General features: G+C 34.0%; 19 protein-coding genes and 2 other annotated features. Of the genes, 5 read left to right on the top strand and 14 right to left on the bottom strand.

Annotation, left to right across the window (positions count from 1 at the left end; genetic code table 11):
• The 4 genes from EGX95_RS09660 to EGX95_RS09645 all read right to left on the bottom strand — a co-directional run bounded on the left by EGX95_RS09660 (position 1) and on the right by EGX95_RS09645 (position 3,516).
• Complete coding sequence (locus tag EGX95_RS09660; RefSeq protein WP_001174999.1) at positions 1–636, bottom strand: HAD family hydrolase; 636 nt, start codon at positions 634–636, stop codon at positions 1–3.
• Positions 637–741: 105 nt separating this feature from the next.
• On the bottom strand, positions 742–1,329 hold the full coding sequence (locus EGX95_RS09655; RefSeq protein ID WP_001134414.1) for a YpjP family protein: 588 nt from the start codon (positions 1,327–1,329) through the stop codon (positions 742–744).
• Positions 1,330–1,613: 284 nt separating this feature from the next.
• Positions 1,614–2,813 carry an ABC transporter permease gene (locus EGX95_RS09650; protein ID WP_000592562.1) on the bottom strand — a complete coding sequence of 400 codons (1,200 nt, stop codon included), beginning with the start codon at positions 2,811–2,813 and terminating at the stop codon, positions 1,614–1,616.
• Positions 2,806–3,516, bottom strand: coding sequence for an ABC transporter ATP-binding protein (locus tag EGX95_RS09645; protein WP_000895243.1), 711 nt, complete (start codon positions 3,514–3,516; stop codon positions 2,806–2,808). Before EGX95_RS09645 ends, EGX95_RS09650 begins: the two co-directional genes overlap by 8 nt.
• A gap of 153 nt (positions 3,517–3,669) precedes the next feature.
• Here EGX95_RS09645 and EGX95_RS09640 point away from each other — a divergent pair, with 153 nt between their 5' ends.
• Positions 3,670–4,101 (top strand): GNAT family N-acetyltransferase, encoded by a 432-nt coding sequence (locus EGX95_RS09640; RefSeq protein WP_000009781.1) that lies wholly within the window; start codon positions 3,670–3,672, stop codon positions 4,099–4,101.
• A gap of 29 nt (positions 4,102–4,130) precedes the next feature.
• Positions 4,131–4,658, top strand: a complete 528-nt coding sequence (locus tag EGX95_RS09635) for an HAD-IIIA family hydrolase (protein ID WP_000181893.1) — start codon at positions 4,131–4,133, stop codon at positions 4,656–4,658.
• Between the two features lie 56 nt (positions 4,659–4,714).
• Here the strand turns inward: EGX95_RS09635 and EGX95_RS09630 are convergent, their stop codons facing one another.
• The 6 genes from EGX95_RS09630 to EGX95_RS09605 all read right to left on the bottom strand — a co-directional run bounded on the left by EGX95_RS09630 (position 4,715) and on the right by EGX95_RS09605 (position 10,123).
• Entirely contained in the window at positions 4,715–5,155 is a 441-nt protein-coding gene (locus tag EGX95_RS09630; protein WP_001223875.1) for a GNAT family N-acetyltransferase, read from the bottom strand.
• Positions 5,152–5,625, bottom strand: coding sequence for an SAM-dependent methyltransferase (locus tag EGX95_RS09625; protein ID WP_000493236.1), 474 nt, complete (start codon positions 5,623–5,625; stop codon positions 5,152–5,154). Before EGX95_RS09625 ends, EGX95_RS09630 begins: the two co-directional genes overlap by 4 nt.
• 87 nt (positions 5,626–5,712) lie before the next feature.
• The gene (locus EGX95_RS09620; protein WP_000848550.1) at positions 5,713–6,411 is read right to left on the bottom strand and encodes an aspartate/glutamate racemase family protein; all 699 of its coding nucleotides are present in this window, start codon (positions 6,409–6,411) and stop codon (positions 5,713–5,715) included.
• 143 nt (positions 6,412–6,554) lie between these two features.
• Complete coding sequence (gene eutG, locus EGX95_RS09615; RefSeq protein ID WP_063246717.1) at positions 6,555–7,733, bottom strand: alcohol dehydrogenase EutG; 1,179 nt, start codon at positions 7,731–7,733, stop codon at positions 6,555–6,557.
• 76 nt (positions 7,734–7,809) lie between these two features.
• A complete protein-coding gene (locus tag EGX95_RS09610) occupies positions 7,810–9,249 on the bottom strand; it encodes a GntP family permease (RefSeq protein ID WP_000424306.1) in 1,440 nt (479 codons plus the stop codon).
• A 208-nt stretch (positions 9,250–9,457) separates the two neighbouring features.
• Positions 9,458–10,123, bottom strand: a complete 666-nt coding sequence (locus EGX95_RS09605; protein WP_000288837.1) for an HAD family hydrolase — start codon at positions 10,121–10,123, stop codon at positions 9,458–9,460.
• 196 nt (positions 10,124–10,319) lie between these two features.
• Between EGX95_RS09605 and EGX95_RS09600 the strand changes: the two genes are divergently transcribed.
• The gene (locus EGX95_RS09600) at positions 10,320–11,117 is read left to right on the top strand and encodes a lipid II flippase Amj family protein (protein WP_000028910.1); all 798 of its coding nucleotides are present in this window, start codon (positions 10,320–10,322) and stop codon (positions 11,115–11,117) included.
• Positions 11,118–11,141: 24 nt separating this feature from the next.
• Entirely contained in the window at positions 11,142–11,711 is a 570-nt protein-coding gene (locus EGX95_RS09595; protein ID WP_001025799.1) for a nucleotidyltransferase family protein, read from the top strand.
• Between the two features lie 41 nt (positions 11,712–11,752).
• Here the strand turns inward: EGX95_RS09595 and EGX95_RS09590 are convergent, their stop codons facing one another.
• The 4 genes from EGX95_RS09590 to EGX95_RS09570 form a co-directional block, all read right to left on the bottom strand.
• The gene (locus EGX95_RS09590) at positions 11,753–12,667 is read right to left on the bottom strand and encodes an alpha/beta fold hydrolase (protein WP_000584219.1); all 915 of its coding nucleotides are present in this window, start codon (positions 12,665–12,667) and stop codon (positions 11,753–11,755) included.
• A gap of 37 nt (positions 12,668–12,704) precedes the next feature.
• Positions 12,705–14,045, bottom strand: a complete 1,341-nt coding sequence (locus EGX95_RS09585) for a sodium-dependent transporter (RefSeq protein WP_063246716.1) — start codon at positions 14,043–14,045, stop codon at positions 12,705–12,707.
• A gap of 116 nt (positions 14,046–14,161) precedes the next feature.
• Positions 14,162–14,410, bottom strand: a binding site (T-box leader).
• Between the two features lie 114 nt (positions 14,411–14,524).
• Entirely contained in the window at positions 14,525–15,823 is a 1,299-nt protein-coding gene (gene aspS / locus EGX95_RS09580) for an aspartate--tRNA(Asn) ligase (RefSeq protein WP_000443904.1), read from the bottom strand.
• 105 nt (positions 15,824–15,928) lie between these two features.
• Positions 15,929–16,140: a binding site (T-box leader), on the bottom strand.
• Between the two features lie 66 nt (positions 16,141–16,206).
• A complete protein-coding gene (locus EGX95_RS09570; RefSeq protein ID WP_000410670.1) occupies positions 16,207–17,589 on the bottom strand; it encodes a UDP-N-acetylmuramoyl-tripeptide--D-alanyl-D-alanine ligase in 1,383 nt (460 codons plus the stop codon).
• Positions 17,590–17,652: 63 nt separating this feature from the next.
• On the opposite strand from EGX95_RS09570, the gene EGX95_RS09565 reads away from it, so the two are divergent.
• On the top strand, positions 17,653–18,132 hold the full coding sequence (locus EGX95_RS09565; RefSeq protein WP_001167904.1) for a hypothetical protein: 480 nt from the start codon (positions 17,653–17,655) through the stop codon (positions 18,130–18,132).
• The last annotated feature ends 68 nt before the right edge of the window (positions 18,133–18,200 follow it).

Genomic DNA, 18,200 nt, shown 5'->3' with positions numbered 1-18,200 from the left:
TTAAGAATACGCTCCTTGTACTACTTGCACAATTTCTATCGGCTTATGAACCATATAATCTGGTGCATCTTTTTTCACTGTTTCAATGACATCATATCCCCAAGATACCCATATTACGTTCACCCCAGCCTTTTTACACGCTGCTACGTCTCGCTGTTCGTCACCGACGTATAACATATCTTTCTCCGTTATCTTTTTCGATTTTAAAAACCTTTTAATCATTTTATCTTTACCGAACAAATTTTTAGAACAATACACTTCTTGTATATTTTCTATATCATTATTGTGTAAAAATGCCCGAATGTGCTCTTCTGAGTTCGATGATATGACTGCAATTCCGTAACCTTTTTTATGTAGTTCATCTAATACTTCCTTCATCCCATGGAACAAAATAAGATCTTTTATGGCAGGTTGATACAATTTATAAAACTCCAGCGCTAATATTGGTAGTTTATACAGCGGTACATCAAGTTGTTTACATCTTTCTGGCATCGTTAATTTACGTAAATACTCAATTTCTTCTTCCCTTACCGTTTTATATCCGTGCTTTTCAGCAAGTTGATTATAAATTGGTACAAATATATTTTGTGAATCTACTAATGTGCCATCAAAGTCAAAAACAATATATTTTTGCATTGTCCTACTCCCTTTACTTCTTTTTCTAAACCTATTTTATTCAACAACATAGTCGTCTTACCCTTCTATAAACATAAAAAAAGAACAAGATTTCTCTTGTTCTTTTTAAGAAAGCCATTTTGGCGGCACATTCGTATTCCAATAAATATTTCCCAACTCATGATGTCCGGAGTACCCATCATCAAAACGGTGATAGTGGAAATTAAAATAATACCCATCTTGCGGTGGATGATCTCTTCTTACGTGGAAACGCAATAAGTCATTTCCTGTTTTCGTATCGTAAACGTGAAAAATCTTTTCATTATTTCCACCCGCTGGTTTTTGAGAAATCGCTAATGATTGTAGCGATTCTTCTGGCACATCATTTGCTAGTTCAGCAATTGCCTCTTCAATTTTTGGTAATATTACATCTTTAAATTCATCTTCAATTACCGGACCAATTTTAGTCCCAAATTTTTGCATCGACTGCTTCTCTGCTTCTTGCATTGCATACGTAATAAAAGTATCGGTGGTTAACCTGTCATTCGTTTCTTCATATGTATAGGACGTACTCTCCAAATTTTGTTGCCCAGCTGTGCTCGTAGGCTTGTCCGCAGCTTTGGCATTATCAAGCAATATGGAAGGAGGCGTCACTAAACCAAATGTAAATACGGTAATTAATGCGACTAAGGTTTTTCTAAACCAATTTGGCATGTATGTTTCCTCCCCTTTCACTCATTATATTTTATATAACGGTTGTTTCCTCTATTATACAAAATGATTGTAATTTTTGCACTTTACAATTTTGTTAACGTTCACATATTTTTCACTTGAATATGAAATTGTAAGATTTCATACAATAAAATACAACAACAATGAGGAGGAGATCCGATGACTTTAGATGCCATGTATTCCGCCGCAAGCATACTCGTTTTAGTATATTTTATTTATCAATGTGTTACGGATTAGAAAAAAGAGCCCTTTTTCGGCTCTTTTTTCTATGGTAAGAATACTATCCAACCAATTAATACTATAAAAATAATCCCGGCAATTACAGCTGGCAATAAATAAAAATGAGAAAGTATAACTATTCCATACAAAAGTATTACTGGAAGTAATAAATAGCGATTTGTCTTCCATCTTAACAAGAGTAATTTGCCTTCATCACAATATAAATGAAGAAACATTTTGTTCGTAAACTCATTCCAATAGTCGCGCGCATAACGGGAAATTGCAAATAAAGCAAATGCAAGAATAATAGCGGCGATCCATTTCGGACTCATAATAATACTGACAGTGCTTATACATACAATTTGAATATAAAATATTCGTGCACTACTTGTACGGAAAAATTCTTTTAAAAAGGATTCAACAATACGATAATCCGTTTTCTTTCCTAAAAACTTTTTAGAACGCGGAAACATCCACGGCTTTTTATTCGAACTACTCGGTTTAGCTGCATGACCACCAACTTGCATAATCCCACTCGTCCAGCGCATACTTTCTTCTTTTTCTCTCTCAACTTCTTTAAAAAAGCAATTTTTATAATTTAATTTTTCTTTTATCAATATGATAATTAGAAACATTGCTAGACCGATACTTAGTATAGAATACAATGGATTTTTATAAATAAGAAACAAACTCAATCCAAAAAAGGATAGACTTATAGAAAATATTACATTTTTTATAATCCATAGTAACCATCGCTTCCCCACACGTACATGAATAAATCTCGTTAATAACGACAACATAAATCGAAATATAGTAAAGAATAGCCAAATTAATACGACTTGTATCTTCGTCACTCCAATACTTTTCATCAACACTGGTAACATCGCAACAACAACTACTACATTCGTTATTGCTATTCGAATAAACGTATATGTCATGCCATACTGGATTAACTTTTGCATGTGAGCAGGATACGAAATTAAAAATAAACTATCCGCTTGCTCAAAAAATGAGCGAACTCCTCTTGCATATGTAATCACATAAAATGCGAGTAGGCCTAATCCAAAATAAACCGTCTCTCCTATCGATAGTTCCTCCATCCATAGTGAGCGATAATAAATTCCCATAAATATAAGTGCCGGAATAATAATATATAGCGCAACCGTCCAATCAGTTATAGAACGTATGGACTTCCATTTGCGCCCCAGTTCATGGCGTAATCTTTTATAAAATTGTTTTTTAATCATGCTGTTCACGCCTTACGATTACATCAAAACAATCTAATAATGAACTTCCTGGCATTTCTGCTAACGTTTGAATTGCCTCTAAATGGCCATCTGCGACTAATGTACCTTGAGAGATGAGTAAAAATCTTTCGCAAATTCTTTCAGCTGTATCTAATACGTGCGTACAAAGTAAAATTCCTGCCCCGCGTTCTTTTTCTTTATATAAATAACTTAAAAACTCTTTCGTAGCTACTGGATCTAGTCCGATAAAAGGTTCGTCAATGATATAAAAATCTGGTTCTGTTAAAAACGCTAATATAAGCATCGATTTTTGTTTCATACCTTTAGAAAACTTTGATAAATACTCATGTTTATGCTTATCCATTCGAAACAGATGTAATAACTCTTCAGCTTTCCGTTCCCAGCTTCCGGCTTCGTTCTCGCGAGCTGCCATTAATAATTCAATATGTTCCCAAAGCGTCAAATAATCATAATATGTCGGGTGTTCTGGCACATATGCATACGGATTTTTCTTCTCGCCAAATGATATTTCACCATCCACATTTATAAGTAACCCGAGCATCGTTTTAATCGTCGTACTTTTCCCGGCACCATTTGCGCCAATAAGAGCAACTAATTCGCCTTGCTCAATCGAAAAGGCAATATCATGAATTGTTTTTTCACCTATTTCATATCCAGCAGAACGGATATTTACTTCTAACATACATTCCCCTTCTTTCCATTTCCAATACAAACTAGGAAAAGAATAACATATAACTATCTATATATCATTATAAAATATTTACTTTCATAGCAGGAATAAATATTTTTTAACAGAATACTTAATGTTTGATTACATTTAATTGGAGTGGATAATATGTCTTTTCAAATTCGTGAAGCTACGATAGACGATATAGATGCGCTTTGCTCTTTGACGAAAGAATTAAAAGGTTCCTCTATTTCCTATGAAGATATGAACAACCGATTGCAATTCGTACAAATGAGTCCTTTTGATTTTTTATATGTTTATGAGGAAGAAGAAACTATATTTGGATTACTTGGGTTTCGTATACGTGAAAATTTAGAAGATGTAACTCGTTATGGGGAAATTTCAATTATTAGCGTTGATTCTACAATACGCCGGAAAGGCATTGGGCAAGTATTAATGGATTATGCTGAGCAATTAGCAAAGAAGCATAATTGCATTGGCACATGGCTAGTTAGTGGAATAAAAAGAGTAGAAGCTCATCCTTTTTACAAAAAATTAGGATATGAAGTGAATGGATATCGATTTGTAAAACATTTTTAAACTACTTGTTAATTGAAAGGACTATAACTATGACAAACATTCAAGCAATTTTCATTGATCGTGACGGTACAATTGGTGGCGATACTACCATACATTACCCAGGATCCTTTACATTATTCCCTTTTACAAAAGTAGCTCTACAAAAACTAAAAGCTAATCATATAAAAATTTTCTCTTTTACAAACCAGCCAGGTATCGCGGATGGGATAGCAACTGTAGCCGATTTTGTACAAGAATTAGAAGGCTTCGGTTTTGATGATATTTATGTATGTCCTCATAAACACGGTGATGGTTGCGAATGTCGTAAACCAAATACAGGCATGCTGCTACAAGCAGCTGAAAAACACGGGCTTGATTTAACACAATGTGCTGTAATTGGTGATCGCTGGACTGATATCGTTGCAGGAGCAAAAGTGAATGCGACAACAATTTTAGTACGAACAGGCGCTGGATACGACGCTTTACATACGTACCGAGACAAGTGGGCACATATTGAACCAAACTACATTGCAGAAAACTTTGAAGATGCGACAAATTGGGTTTTAAATCAACTATAATGCAAATGAAAAGAGACGCCTTCAAAATGAAAGCGCCTCTTTTCATCTAATATTATTTAAAACGTTAATTCATAATGGAAATAACGATTATCTCTCAAATATCCATTTTCAGCGTATAATCGCTGTGCTGATAAATTATCAATCTCTGTTTGTAATTTTACACCTTTTGCACCATTTTCTAAGGCGAATTCTTTCGCAGCTTCTAATAATTTTTTTCCTGTTCCTGCTCCGCGCTTAGTGGCTTGTACAAACAGATCATTTAATATCCATAATTCTTTCATCGAAATAGAAGAAAATGATGGATATAATTGCGTGAATCCAATATATTCACCGTCTTCAACTGCCACGAAAATAACGGATTCTTTTCTCTCCATTCGATTTCGTAAAAATACTTTTGCTCCTTCTAGATCGGAATCTTGTCTATAAAACATACGATAGTTATTAAAAACTGATGCTAGTCCATCTAAATCTGCAATTGTTGCCTCATATATTCTCATTTTATTCCATTCCCCTTCCAATACTGTCTCATTATATCCGTTGCCCATTTAGGCTGTACAATTTCTTCTCTCGGCATAAACTCTTTCATTATTGGCTTTATATCCAATATAGGGGTGCCATCAATAGCATCTAACCCCTCAACAATAATTGATTTACCTTCTCTTTTCATTACCTTTACAATTGTTGCTCCTATACGATTCGGACGATTTTTCCCGCGCTGTGCAAAAATCCCTACTTTAGGATAATCATGATTATTTCTAGGATGTCTAGCAACATATTGAATTTGTTCATCAGTTACTTTGTGAAAATAAAAAACTACTTCAATATGAGAAAAATCTTCAATCCCTTGTATACTTTTTTCTGTATACATTTCCGTTAAAGTAATATAGGATTTTACTTCTCCCCACTCATCGTCTTTTATTTCCTTTCTTTCATTATGTACAAATGCGATTGGTTGAACTGAAAACATACGCATTCCCCCTTACATGTAACCACTTACATTATAAAATATTTTCTGAATGTTTTCCACATATACAAATTAGGTTACATAATATAATTATAATCTATTTTCTACGGCGAAATTAACTGCTTCAACTGCATGTATATAAGTCGTATCGAATATTGGAATGGATACGTCTTCCTGCTTTATTAATAATCCTATTTCTGTACATCCTAAAATGATACCCTGTGCGCCTTTTTGCACTAAATCTTCTATAACTGTTTTATAATACTCTCTGGATTGAGATACGATTTTTCCTAAACATAATTCTGTATATATGACTTCGTTTATTTTTTCTCTATTTTTTTCTAATGGCACTATGACTTTTATATCATTCTCTTTAATACGTGATTTATAGAAATCTTGCTCCATTGTATATTTTGTTCCAAGTAAACCAACAGTTTGAATACCTTTTCTTTTCATTTCTTTCGCAGTTGCATCTGCGATATGTAAAACTGGAATATGAATATTCTTCTTTATTTTCTCAATTACTTTATGCATTGTATTTGTGCAAATAATAATAAAGTCTGCGCCTCCCATTTGTAATGAATATGCTGCATTCCCTAGAATTTCTCCTGCACTATCCCAATCACCGCTAGACTGGAATCCTTCAATCTCTTCAAAGTCTACACTATTAATTAAACATTTAGCTGAATGTAACCCACCTAATCTACTTTTTATTTCTTCATTTATAATTCGATAATATTCAGCAGTTGATTCCCAACTCATACCACCAATAAGACCTATCGTTTTCATAACCACCCACCTTATACTATTTATTCAAGATAATCACGACATTTTATTATGTATATTATACATAATAAAACAAGACTTTACATTTGAAATATAAAGTCTTGCTTTAACTATTTCCAAGGAAATTTTATAAGAATATTCTGAAATTAATTACCTAATGTTTTTATAGAATCTTCATATCGATAATGAAAACATTCTCGATACAACTGTTTAATTTCATCATATGATGGCACACGTGGGTTATTTGCTGGACTTCCACTTTCAATTGCATCTGACGCCATTTTAGAAATAGCTTTTTCAAATTCAACTTCACCAATTCCGTATTCTTTTAAATTTGGAATACGAAGATCAAAACAAAGTTTTTTTATTTCCATCAGCGTGTAGTCGGCTACTTCTTCATCACAATAGGAATACAAATCTTTATTTAAACAGCGGCCAATCTCCGCTAATCTTTTTACCGCACTACCTTTTGTATATTCTAAAACTGTAGGTAATAGTATTGCATTTGATATACCGTGTGGTACATGAAATAATGCCCCAACTGGCCTCGACATTCCATGAACTAACGTAACAGATGCGTTTGAAAATGCAATTCCAGCTTGTAAGGAAGCAATCATCATCGCTTCTCTTGCCTCCATATTCTCCCCATCTTCATAAGCAATACGTAAATATTTCATAATACTTTCAATTGCTGAAAGAGCGAGTACATCTGTAAGTGATTGTGAAACTTTAGAAATATATGCTTCGACTGCATGACATAATGCATCGATCCCTGTTGCTGCTGTAATATGAGGTGGTACAGAACGTGTTAAAATCGGATCAATAATCGCTACTTGCGGGGTAAAACTCGGATGCTTCATCATCATTTTTACATCTGTTCGTTTATTCGTAATTACTGCTACACTTGTTACTTCTGACCCAGTACCCGAAGTTGTTGGAATTGCAATAAGTGGTAGCGGATCATTGTCTATTTCCCTATCCTTTTGGACATAATCTTCCACTTCTCCGCCATTTGTATATAACACCGCAACTGCTTTTGCTGCATCAATACAGCTTCCACCACCAAGACCGATAATAAAATCACACTTTTCTTCTTTACAAATAGTTAGCGCCTCTAACACGTGTATATTTGTAGGCTCAGCATTTACTTTATTATATGTAATAACAGTAATCCCTTTCGTATTTAGTTGTTGTATACACCTCTCAACATATCCTAAATTCTCCATAATTGTATCCGTAACTATAAACGCTCTTTTCCCGAATTTCTTGGATTGTTCCCCCAGTTTTTCAAGCGAATTTCTTCCATATAATACAGACTTCGGCATACGAAACTAAGCAACTTCTTGCAACTACTCCACCCCTTCTTTCCCTAATTCATGTTTTCGTCTATAAAATATCTATTTAATAAATCCCTGTTAAAGTATAGAACGCGATAACTAAAAATACAGCAAGCGTTTTCAAAACTGTAATTGCAAATATATCTTTATATGACTGTTTATGAGTTAATCCAGTTACTGTAAGAATAGTAATGATAGCTCCGTTATGTGGTAGTGTATCCATTCCGCCTGATGCCATTGATACGATACGATGCATTACTTCTAACGGAATATCAAATTGATGAGCCGCTGCAATAAACTTATCTCCCATTGCACTTAAAACGATTCCCATTCCTCCTGATGCAGAGCCTGTAATACCGGCTAAAATATTCGTCGTGACTGCTCCATTCACGAGAGGGTTTGTGAATGTGGCAGAAATGCCATCTCTCATAATCGCAAAACCTGGAAGTGCGGCGATGACACCACCAAAACCAAACTCAGCTCCTGTATTCATTGTCGCAAGTAACGCTCCGCCAATACTTGTATTCAATCCAGCTTGAAATCCTGTTACGACTCGTTTCCAATATAATAATAACGTTGTTACAATACCTATTATAAGTGCCAATTCTACCGACCAAATTCCAACTACTGCACTTAATTCTACTTTTCCAAATGCTTTCATACCAATTGTAGAAAAATCAAAACCATTCGGATACCACTTCGGTATCATGATAGTAAAAACTTTATTCATTACACCTACTAAAACAAGTGGTATAAAAGCAATTACTTGCTGTGCTCTTGTAATTTCAAGGCTTTTCAGTAACGGCATATCTTTTTGTTCTACTTGTAAAGAAGCTGCCATTTCCGTATTCCCATCGTTAAAACCAAAATATCCTTCTCCAGCTGCTTTCGCCTTCTTACGTCTACTCTCTAAATATAGTAAACCTAACGTAAGTACAAAAATTGCCCCTACAATACCAAGTATCGGCGCAGCATAAATGTCTGTTTTAAAAAACGTTGTAGGTATTACGTTTTGAATTTGTGGTGATCCAGGTAGCGCATCCATCGTAAACGTGACCGCTCCAAGAACGATTGTTCCAGGAATTAAACGTTTTGGAATATTCGCTTGTCGAAACAACTTAGCTGCGAACGGATATACGGCAAACACTACTACATACACACTAACACCACTATACGTTAAAATAGCACCCATTAATACAATTGCTAATATTGTACGTTTTTCACCAACTAACTCTATAATTGTCTTTGCAATTGAGTCCGCAATTCCTGACATTTCTACTACTTTCCCAAATATTGCCCCGAGTAAAAATACAGGAAAATATAGTTTAATAAAACCTACCATTTTCTCCATAAAAATATTCGAAAAGAAAGGTAATACAAAACTAGGCTCTGTCAAAAACACTGCAAATAAAGCAAAAATCGGTGCAAATAAAATAACAGAAAAGCCTCTATAAGCTACAAACATAAGTAAACTAAGTGCTAATAATATAATAACTAGCTCCAATTATACCCCTCCTTTAACAGAAGATTCAAACTTTTATTGATAAACTTCTACTACTAATCTTTTGATTCTGACATCCCTCCTCTTATTCATACAAATTTTTCATGCTAAAAATGTCTAATTATAAGTATTCGATTACATATGAAAAATCCCTTTAAACAAAAAACGATTTCATCATCATACGTTATAAAGGGATTATTAGTCTCTATATTTACTTCTTTATCAAACTATTTTCTAAACAAAAATGATGTAGTTCTTTTACATCATTTACGATATGAGTCGCACCAACTTCAGTCAATTCCGTTTCACTACCATAGCCATATAAAACGCCGATCGATGCAATTTCATTATGATTCGCGCCGATTATATCGTGCTTTCTATCTCCAATCATGACAATTTCTTCTTTATTAAGTTCTTCATTTGTTTGTAAAATATGAGCAATGATTTCTTCTTTTTTTATTCTTGTACCATCTAAATTACTTCCAATGATACCTTCGAAATAATTTGTTAGTTGAAAATGCTCTACAACTTGTTCAGCAAATATAGTAGGCTTTGAAGTTGCTATAAATAAACGATTTCCAGTATCTTTTAATTGTTTTAAAAGATTTGGAATACCCTCGTAAACATTATTCTCCAACAATCCACGTTGCTTTACATATTCTCTGAAATAAAAAACAGCTCGTTCAACTTCTCCTTCATTCATATTATATCTCTCTACAAATGATTGCTGGATGGGTGGACCAATAAATGAATCTAACTCGCTTATATGTAATTCTTCAATGCCAACCTTTTTTAATGCATACAATACTGAATTGACAATCCCTTCTTTCGGATCCGTCAATGTTCCATCTAAATCAAATAAATATGTTGTGTACACGTTTCAATCCCCCACTCATTTTACTTTATAAGTAACCTATAACAGATCTCCCCTCTTTCCCTTCTATTATAATACTATCATTATCTTTTTTTCTGAAAAATTACTTTTCCTATGTCACATACTTTCAGTTACAAAAAAAGATACATATGGTAAAGTGAAAAAGTTACAATTATTTTAATAGAAACTGGTGAAACAAATGTCAATTACGTTAATTTTTATAATGGCTTTCACAATTATTATCCATGCGGTTGAAACTAGCTCTTATAGTATTCGATTAGCTGGTGTACGTTTAAAAAAGATTGCCGTTGCCTTATCCGTCGTAGGAATGGTACTGCTTATTTCTAGAACATCTAACTTACTACAAGCCTTTTTAATCGGTGGTATTGTCGATGAAGCAAAACTAGATTCTTCTATTGATTTAGAGCATATTATACGTCTCGTTCTATTATCTGCTTCTATCGGTACATTACTTGCGATTATACTGTATCCAACTTTGACAAAACTATTTGGATACGTCATTCAAAATTTTGAAACAGATGGTTCATTCATTCGAATGATGAAGACGAATAATATTCAAAAGTTAAAGTACACAAAAAAATATGTACGCTTTCCAAAGTTAGAAATGATTCATAGACTACGCATTGGTGGTATTCCAAAACGTATTATGCTTATTAATATGTTTGCTACTGCCATTTATACAGCAGGTGTTCTTTCTGCCCTTTACGCTTCATTTCTAAATCCAGATTATGCAACAAACGCAAGTACAGCTTCTGGTCTTGTAAATGGTTTTGCTACAATTTTATTAACCGTACTACTCGATCCACGCATCGCTCTTTTAACAGAACGTGCTTTACAATCAGAGAATGGTGCTGAGTCTATGAGTAAAATGTACGGTTGGCTAATGATTTCTAGACTTTTCGGTACATTATTAGCACAACTACTATTTGTACCAGGTGCTTACTGGATTTTATGGATTATTGAACTAATACATTAATTTACTAGAAAGGTGAATATATCAATGAATATCCAAACAGAGCAACATATCATTCGCTTGATAGAAAACGACGAATGGATGATGGACGTATTACAATTAGCAAAATCACTAGAATTACCTGATTGGTGGATTTGTGCCGGGTTTGTTCGTTCTAAAATTTGGGATACTTTACATAACTACGAAATAAGAACAACTATACCAGACGTTGATGTCATTTATTTTGATCCTTTTCGTAAAGATGAGATATACGAACAATTATTAGAAAAGAAACTGATAAATTTGGATGCCTCTATCGCTTGGTCTGTAAAGAATCAAGCTCGTATGCACGTAGTAAATAATATGCCACCGTATTCTTCTTCTGTTGATGCTATTTCTAAATTCCCTGAAACAGCAACGTCTTTAGGGGTTACATTAGACGAAAAAAACAATGTTATATTAACAGCTCCGTGCGGCATTGAAGATGTTCTTTCCTTACAAGTGAGACCAACAGCTCATTTTCTGGAATCGAAAGAGCGTATACATATGTACAAAAACAGAGTTATTAAAAAGAACTGGCAAAGTAATTGGCCCAACATTACAATCACATATCCATAAATTTAAAAAGGTGCTTCTCATTTATAGAAGCACCCTTTTCTTCATTTCAAAAAATGTATGACTGTTTCTGCAAACCTATCTGCTTCCTCATAATGAGGTGAATGACCACTTTCTTCAAATACAATATACTTGCCGTTTCGGGCATCTTTATTAAATATTTCAATTTGTTTTTCACACGTTACTACATCATGTTTTCCTACTATTAATAACATTGGATTTTGTACATCTTTTATTTTTCGTAATAATGAAGTATGAAATGCTCCTTCTAATTTTAATCTATCAAAGTGGATCTTGGAGCGATTTGAAAATACTTCCCACTCTTCATCACTATATAAACTCTCGTCTGTCACATCTTCCTTGTAATTGTAAATCTCCATTCTATTTTCTTCTAGTTCGTCACTTAGTCTTATATAAGCGTCTAACAACTCTTCTGAACTAGCATTGCTAGATAAATAAACTAAACATGCTTTTGCTACTTCTTCTTTTCCATACTTTTTTAATAAGTCCGCTGTCTTTTGTAACAAAGCTTTACTTGTTAATGCAAAATCGAAAGTTGGTCCTTCAAATATTATTTTCTCTATTGAACTTGGATATATCGACGCATATAACAACGCTACATATCCACCGAAGGAATGTCCAATTATAGACCACTTTTCAATTTGTAATGATTTTCTTAATTCCTCACAGTCTTCAATCAAATCATTTAATCCAAAAGCTTCGTCTTCAGTAATTTCTTCTGAGCGACAGACACCTCTTTGATCTATCATAATTACATATAAAGAATCTTTTAAACGTTCCGCTTGATGAAATGAAAAATCGTAACAACTTTCTCCTGGTCCACCATGCAAGTATAGAACTGGTTTATTTTTAGGGTTTCCATGCGTTTCAACGTATAGCTTTTTTCCTCTAATATGCATGTATTTCCCTGCTTCTATCAAATTCGCCTTTATGATCATCACCTTCTTTTTTTACTGAATATTATAACAACTACTGTTAAATAATCCCTATTACATTTAAAAAGACGATAATCATTGCGAGTGGTGCTACAAATCGAAGTAAAAACGCCCAACAAGTAAATACTTTCTTTCCATAATTTCCACCTACAAAAAACTCTGCTTCTAATACCTTCTTTTCCATTTTAAATGAAACGAAAATACTAATGAATAGTGCACCAAGTGGCATTAATATATTACTAGATAAGAAGTCTACTGCATCAAAAATATTTTTTCCGAAAATCGTAATATCACTCCATACTCCAAATGATAACGCTGATGGTATACCTACTAAGAAAATGCAGAAACCGATCATCCATGATAACTTTGTTCTTTTTTCTTGTTCGCCATTTGCTACTGCTGAAACAACTGTCTCTAATAGTGAAAATGCCGATGTTAATGTCGCAAATGTAAATAGTGCAAGGAATACTGTTAAGAAAAACCCACCAAATGGAATTTGACTAAATACTGATGGTAATACGATAAATAGTAATCCAGGCCCTTCTGTTGGCTCCATTCCTAATGAAAATACGGCCGGAAAAATTGCAAGTCCTGCAAATAATGAAACAAATAAATTCAATCCAACAATTGTTATTGCTGATTTTGGTAAACTTTCTTTTTTATTTAAATAGGAACTATACGTGACCATAATCGAGATCCCGATACTAATCGCAAAGAAAGATTGCCCCATTGCGAACAAAATACTTTCTGAAGTAATCTTTGAGAAGTCTGGTTGTAAGAAAAACTTCACACCTTCCATTGCATTATCAAGTGTTAATGAACGAATAATAAGAGCGACAAATAAAACGAACAACGCTGGCAACATATATTTACTTGCTTTTTCAATTCCGTTTTGTACACCTTTTGATACGACCCAAATCGTAATGAACATAAAAGCGAAATGTCCCATAATCGCCCAAGCCGGATTTCCAATTGTTTCAGTAAATAATGCACCGTAATTTTGTCCTGGAGTAATAAGTTGTCCCGTTACTCCTCTGAATAAATAAATTAACACCCATCCACCTACAACACTATAAAACGAAAGTAGTATAAAACACGTTCCGACGCCAAGGCGTCCAATCCAGTGCCACCCTGTATTTGGTGCAATACTTTTAAATGCGCCAACTGCTCGTTTCTGCGTACTACGTCCAATCATAAATTCAGCTATAAGTAGTGGTAATCCAATTAATACAGTAAATAATATAAAGATTAAAAAGAATGCTCCTCCCCCGCTCTTGCCGGCGATATAAGGAAACTTCCATATTGCGCCAAGTCCAATTGCCGATCCTGCTGCTGCCATTATAAAACCTAATTTCGAAGTCCATTGCTCCGTCTGTTTCATCTCATTTTCCTCCTAATAAAATCATTTTATATAAATAATTAAATTTTATAGACCACTCCGAATAAACCCTCCATTTCTATTTCCATAAAATAAAAAAATGGCTCAACGTCTCTATATAAAGAGACGCTAAGCCATTTACTTAACGCGGTACCACCCTTATTGATTCCATTATGAATCCACCTTAGTAGTAATCGTTTGATTACAAACCTAATATCGAAGGTTAACCGTTAAGATTTACTAAGAATGTGATTCCGTTCCACCTTACTGCTCCTAGGCGAGTTCAGGATGTCATTTGACTATGTCACACCAACCCATAGCTCTCTGTACAAATATACGACCTTACTACTCCTATTCAACACATTTAAATATTTAGAATATATTTTCTTTTGAAATTAATATGAAGTATATCGGTTATATTAGTAACTGTCAAGGGACATATTAAATTTTAATGAGAAAATGCGGAATTCCTTCCCCTATTATTAAGGGATAAGCCTTGTACAGTCCCTTGGAAAAGCACTCGCCTCTCGTACGTTTGTTAATTCTAACAATTTGCAAACAACTCTCTCTAAGCCAATTCCAAAACCACCGTGCGGAGGACAACCGTATCGGAATGTATTTAAATAAGATTGAAATTTATCTGGATGTAATCCTTTTTCTTTAAAAGAAGCAAGTAACATTTCATAATTATGAATTCGCTGTGCCCCTGATGTTATTTCTAATCCTTTATATAGTAAGTCGAACGAATCAGTAATAGATGGATTCTCGTTATTCGGCATCGTATACATCGGTCTCGCTTCTTTCGGATAATGTGTAATGAAAACAAATTCACTCTTATATGTTTCCTTCACATATTTCCCTAGTAACTTCTCACCTTCTGTATCTAAATCCCCAATTGGCGATTCTTTCCGATACTTACTTTTCAAAATTTCTTGTGCTTGTAACAATGTAATTTTCGGTATTTCTGTAATAACAGGTACTTCTATTTGTAATAGTTGTAGTTCTTTCTCACAGTTTTTTGCTACTTGTTGAAACATATATTGTAATACATCCGTTTCTAATTGCATCACTTCATGAAAATCATTTATAAAGCCAATCTCTACGTCTAACGATATATATTCATTTAAATGACGGGAAGAATTGTGATGTTCCGCTCTATATACAGGTGCAATTTCAAAAACACGTTCTAATCCCCCAGCTACCATCATTTGCTTATAAAACTGTGGTGATTGTGCTAAATAAGCTTCTTTTTGGAAGTATGGAAGCTTAAAAACATTTGCTCCTCCTTCTGCCCCTTGCGAAACAATTTTCGGAGTAAATATACGTGTGAAATCGTTCTCTGCAAGGAATTCACTAAAACTATGAACGAACGTAGATTTCACTTTAAATATCGCCGCGATTCTCTCATGTCTTAATGATAATACCCGCTCATTAAGTAGCTGATCTAAGCCAACTTGTAACTTCTTTTTATTTATTTCAAATGGAAGTGGTTCTGCGCCATTTAATATTTTCACTTCGTGAGCAAGCACTTCAATCCCTAATTCTGTTTTCGAAGTCTCTACTATTTGGCCTACGACTTGAACAACACTCTCCACATCTACTTTAAATCCAGCTAGCTCGTTTTCTAATACGCATTGCATAACCCCTGATCGATCCCTTATTAATAAAAAACTAACATTTCCAAGATGACGAATCTTTTTTACCCATCCTTGAAGTAATACAACTTTTCCGCCTTGCTTTGTACATTCTTTTGTGAGTGAACGCTTCATTATTGACTCCATTATTTTTCCCTCCGGTAATTTTATATTTATTTACGTTATTGTTGTCATCGTCATCATCCACGGTCACTCACCTCCCTTAAAAGAATACAAAAATCCGCCCCTATAAATAGGGGCGGATTTTTCCGCGGTACCACCCAAATTGTCATAATGACCATCTTAGTCCTGATAACGGTAGGTACCGTTTGCTTTTACTAATTATCACGTTCAAAGCAACACTCACAGGTGTCTTTCTATCATGCAGTATCGCAATCTTCTCAGCAACCAATTGCTCTCTGTAGACCTTTGCATCATGTACTTTTCCTGATCATCACTTTTTATATTTACAGAGTATTCTATCTCTTCGCACTATAAAATGCAAGCACTTTTAAATATATTTTAATTTTTCAAATCCACTTTTGTACAATCTCCTCTAAAGCCATTCCACGTGAGCCTTTTAATAATACAACATCTTTTTTCGTTACTACTTTTAATACTTCCTCTGCTATCTCGGCTTTATTATCAAATGATTGTACTTTTCCTGCATGATAGTTCTTTCTTGCTTCTTCCGCTACAATTTTGGCTAACTCTCCATACGTAAATACATATTGAATACTATCCTCATTTAACATTTTACCAATTTCTCTATGATATGTTTCAGCTTTCTTGCCTAACTCCAACATATCCCCAATCACTATCATTTTTTTCTTATAGGCATTTAACTTCTGTAACGTTTCAATTGCAGCCTTCATGGAGGAAGGATTGGCATTCCATGCATCGTTAATAATCGTAAAACCTGCTTTAGCGGTTAAAAACTGAAAGCGCATTTGTGTAATATTTATTTGCTGCAATGCTTCTTGTATTTTTTCTGTAGAGACTTTGTAAAATTGACCTACAGCGATTCCGACAATCGTATTAAAAATATTATGTTTTCCATGTAAGGGAACATCGTACTGTATTTTTGAATGATTTAATTTAAAATGAACACCATATTCATCTAATTGTACGTTCGTTGGAAACAAATCATTTGTATACTTTCCACCAAACGACTTACTTTCTATACCTAGCGTATTAATATGTTGAGAAAGTAATGGCTCATCACCATTATATAAGAACAGTCCATCGTCATGTAATCCGTCTACAATTTCAAATTTAGCCTTCGCAATCTCTTCTCTTGATCCAAGCGTCTCTAGATGTGACTGTCCGATCATTGTAATAATCGCTACATCTGGCTGTGCGATTCGTGATAAATTTCGAATTTGTCCTTTTTCACTCATTCCCATTTCAAGTATTAAGAACTCAGTATTTCGTTCCATTTCTAAAATTGTTAACGGCAAACCGATTTGACTATTAAAATTACCTTTTGTTTTATGCACTCTATAAGTTGAACTTAAAATGCTTCCTATTATATCTTTTACCGTAGTCTTGCCATTACTACCTGTAATTCCTATTACTTTTACATTTATCTCTCTTCGATAAAATTGTGCCAATTGTTGCAAAGCAAACAAAGTGTCATCCACAAATATAATTGGAATCCCTTTTGGCGGAGTACCGTAAGACTTTTTCCACAAGGAAGCGACAGCTCCATTATCCATTGCTTCTTTCACATACTCATGCCCATCTTTCATCCTAATGATTGGAACAAATAAATTTCCTTCTTTCATGTTTTTGGAATCTATACAGACACCATGTATTTCTAAATGATGAAATGATTCGTATAACCCTTCTCCATCTATTACTTCTTCAAGTTTTTTCAAATTCATCTGAATCAAAGTATCACCTTTTTCCATTAAATCACATACTTACTGTTTTATTTACACATATTAATAAAAATTTTATAGCGAGGTGTGTATATGCAAAAAGCGATTAGTTTCTTTCTCCTATTGTTTTGCCTAATTGTAGTAAACGAAACATACGCCTATTCACCAAAATCTTTACCAATCTCTCAAAACTCTGATCAATGGCAAGTGAATATTGCTGAACCGAAAAAAGTAAACAAAAAAAAGCTTCAAGCTAAAAAAGATGAATTCCAAACTTATCAATTTTCAGTAAAAAATGTTGGAAACAGTGAAGTATATAACGTACAAGTCGAAGTATTCCGCAACGAACCAAAAACAAAAACGAAATATGAACTCTTCTCCCTAAAGGAAAGTCGTTTAGCAAGTGGAAAAACTGGATTTGAACACGCTAATTTACCTGTTGCTACAAAAGCAGATGAAGTTGATGTTATTATTACATGGCAAGAACACCCTTTCCGCTCCATGCGAAATGGTCAAAAAGTGGAGTCTAGAAAATTTAAAGAGCATTTTGTTTTTAAAGACGAAAAAAAATAAATGAAATGCGAATAAATTCACATTATCATTCATATAGCTTACTTTACTAGTACCAGTTCTAAGGCAAA

Source organism: Bacillus sp. FDAARGOS_527, from assembly GCF_003812125.1.
GTDB classification, from domain to species: domain Bacteria; phylum Bacillota; class Bacilli; order Bacillales; family Bacillaceae_G; genus Bacillus_A; species Bacillus_A paranthracis.
The sequence above is the reverse complement of the archived record's forward strand: the minus strand, read 5'-3'. Positions and strand labels throughout refer to the sequence as shown.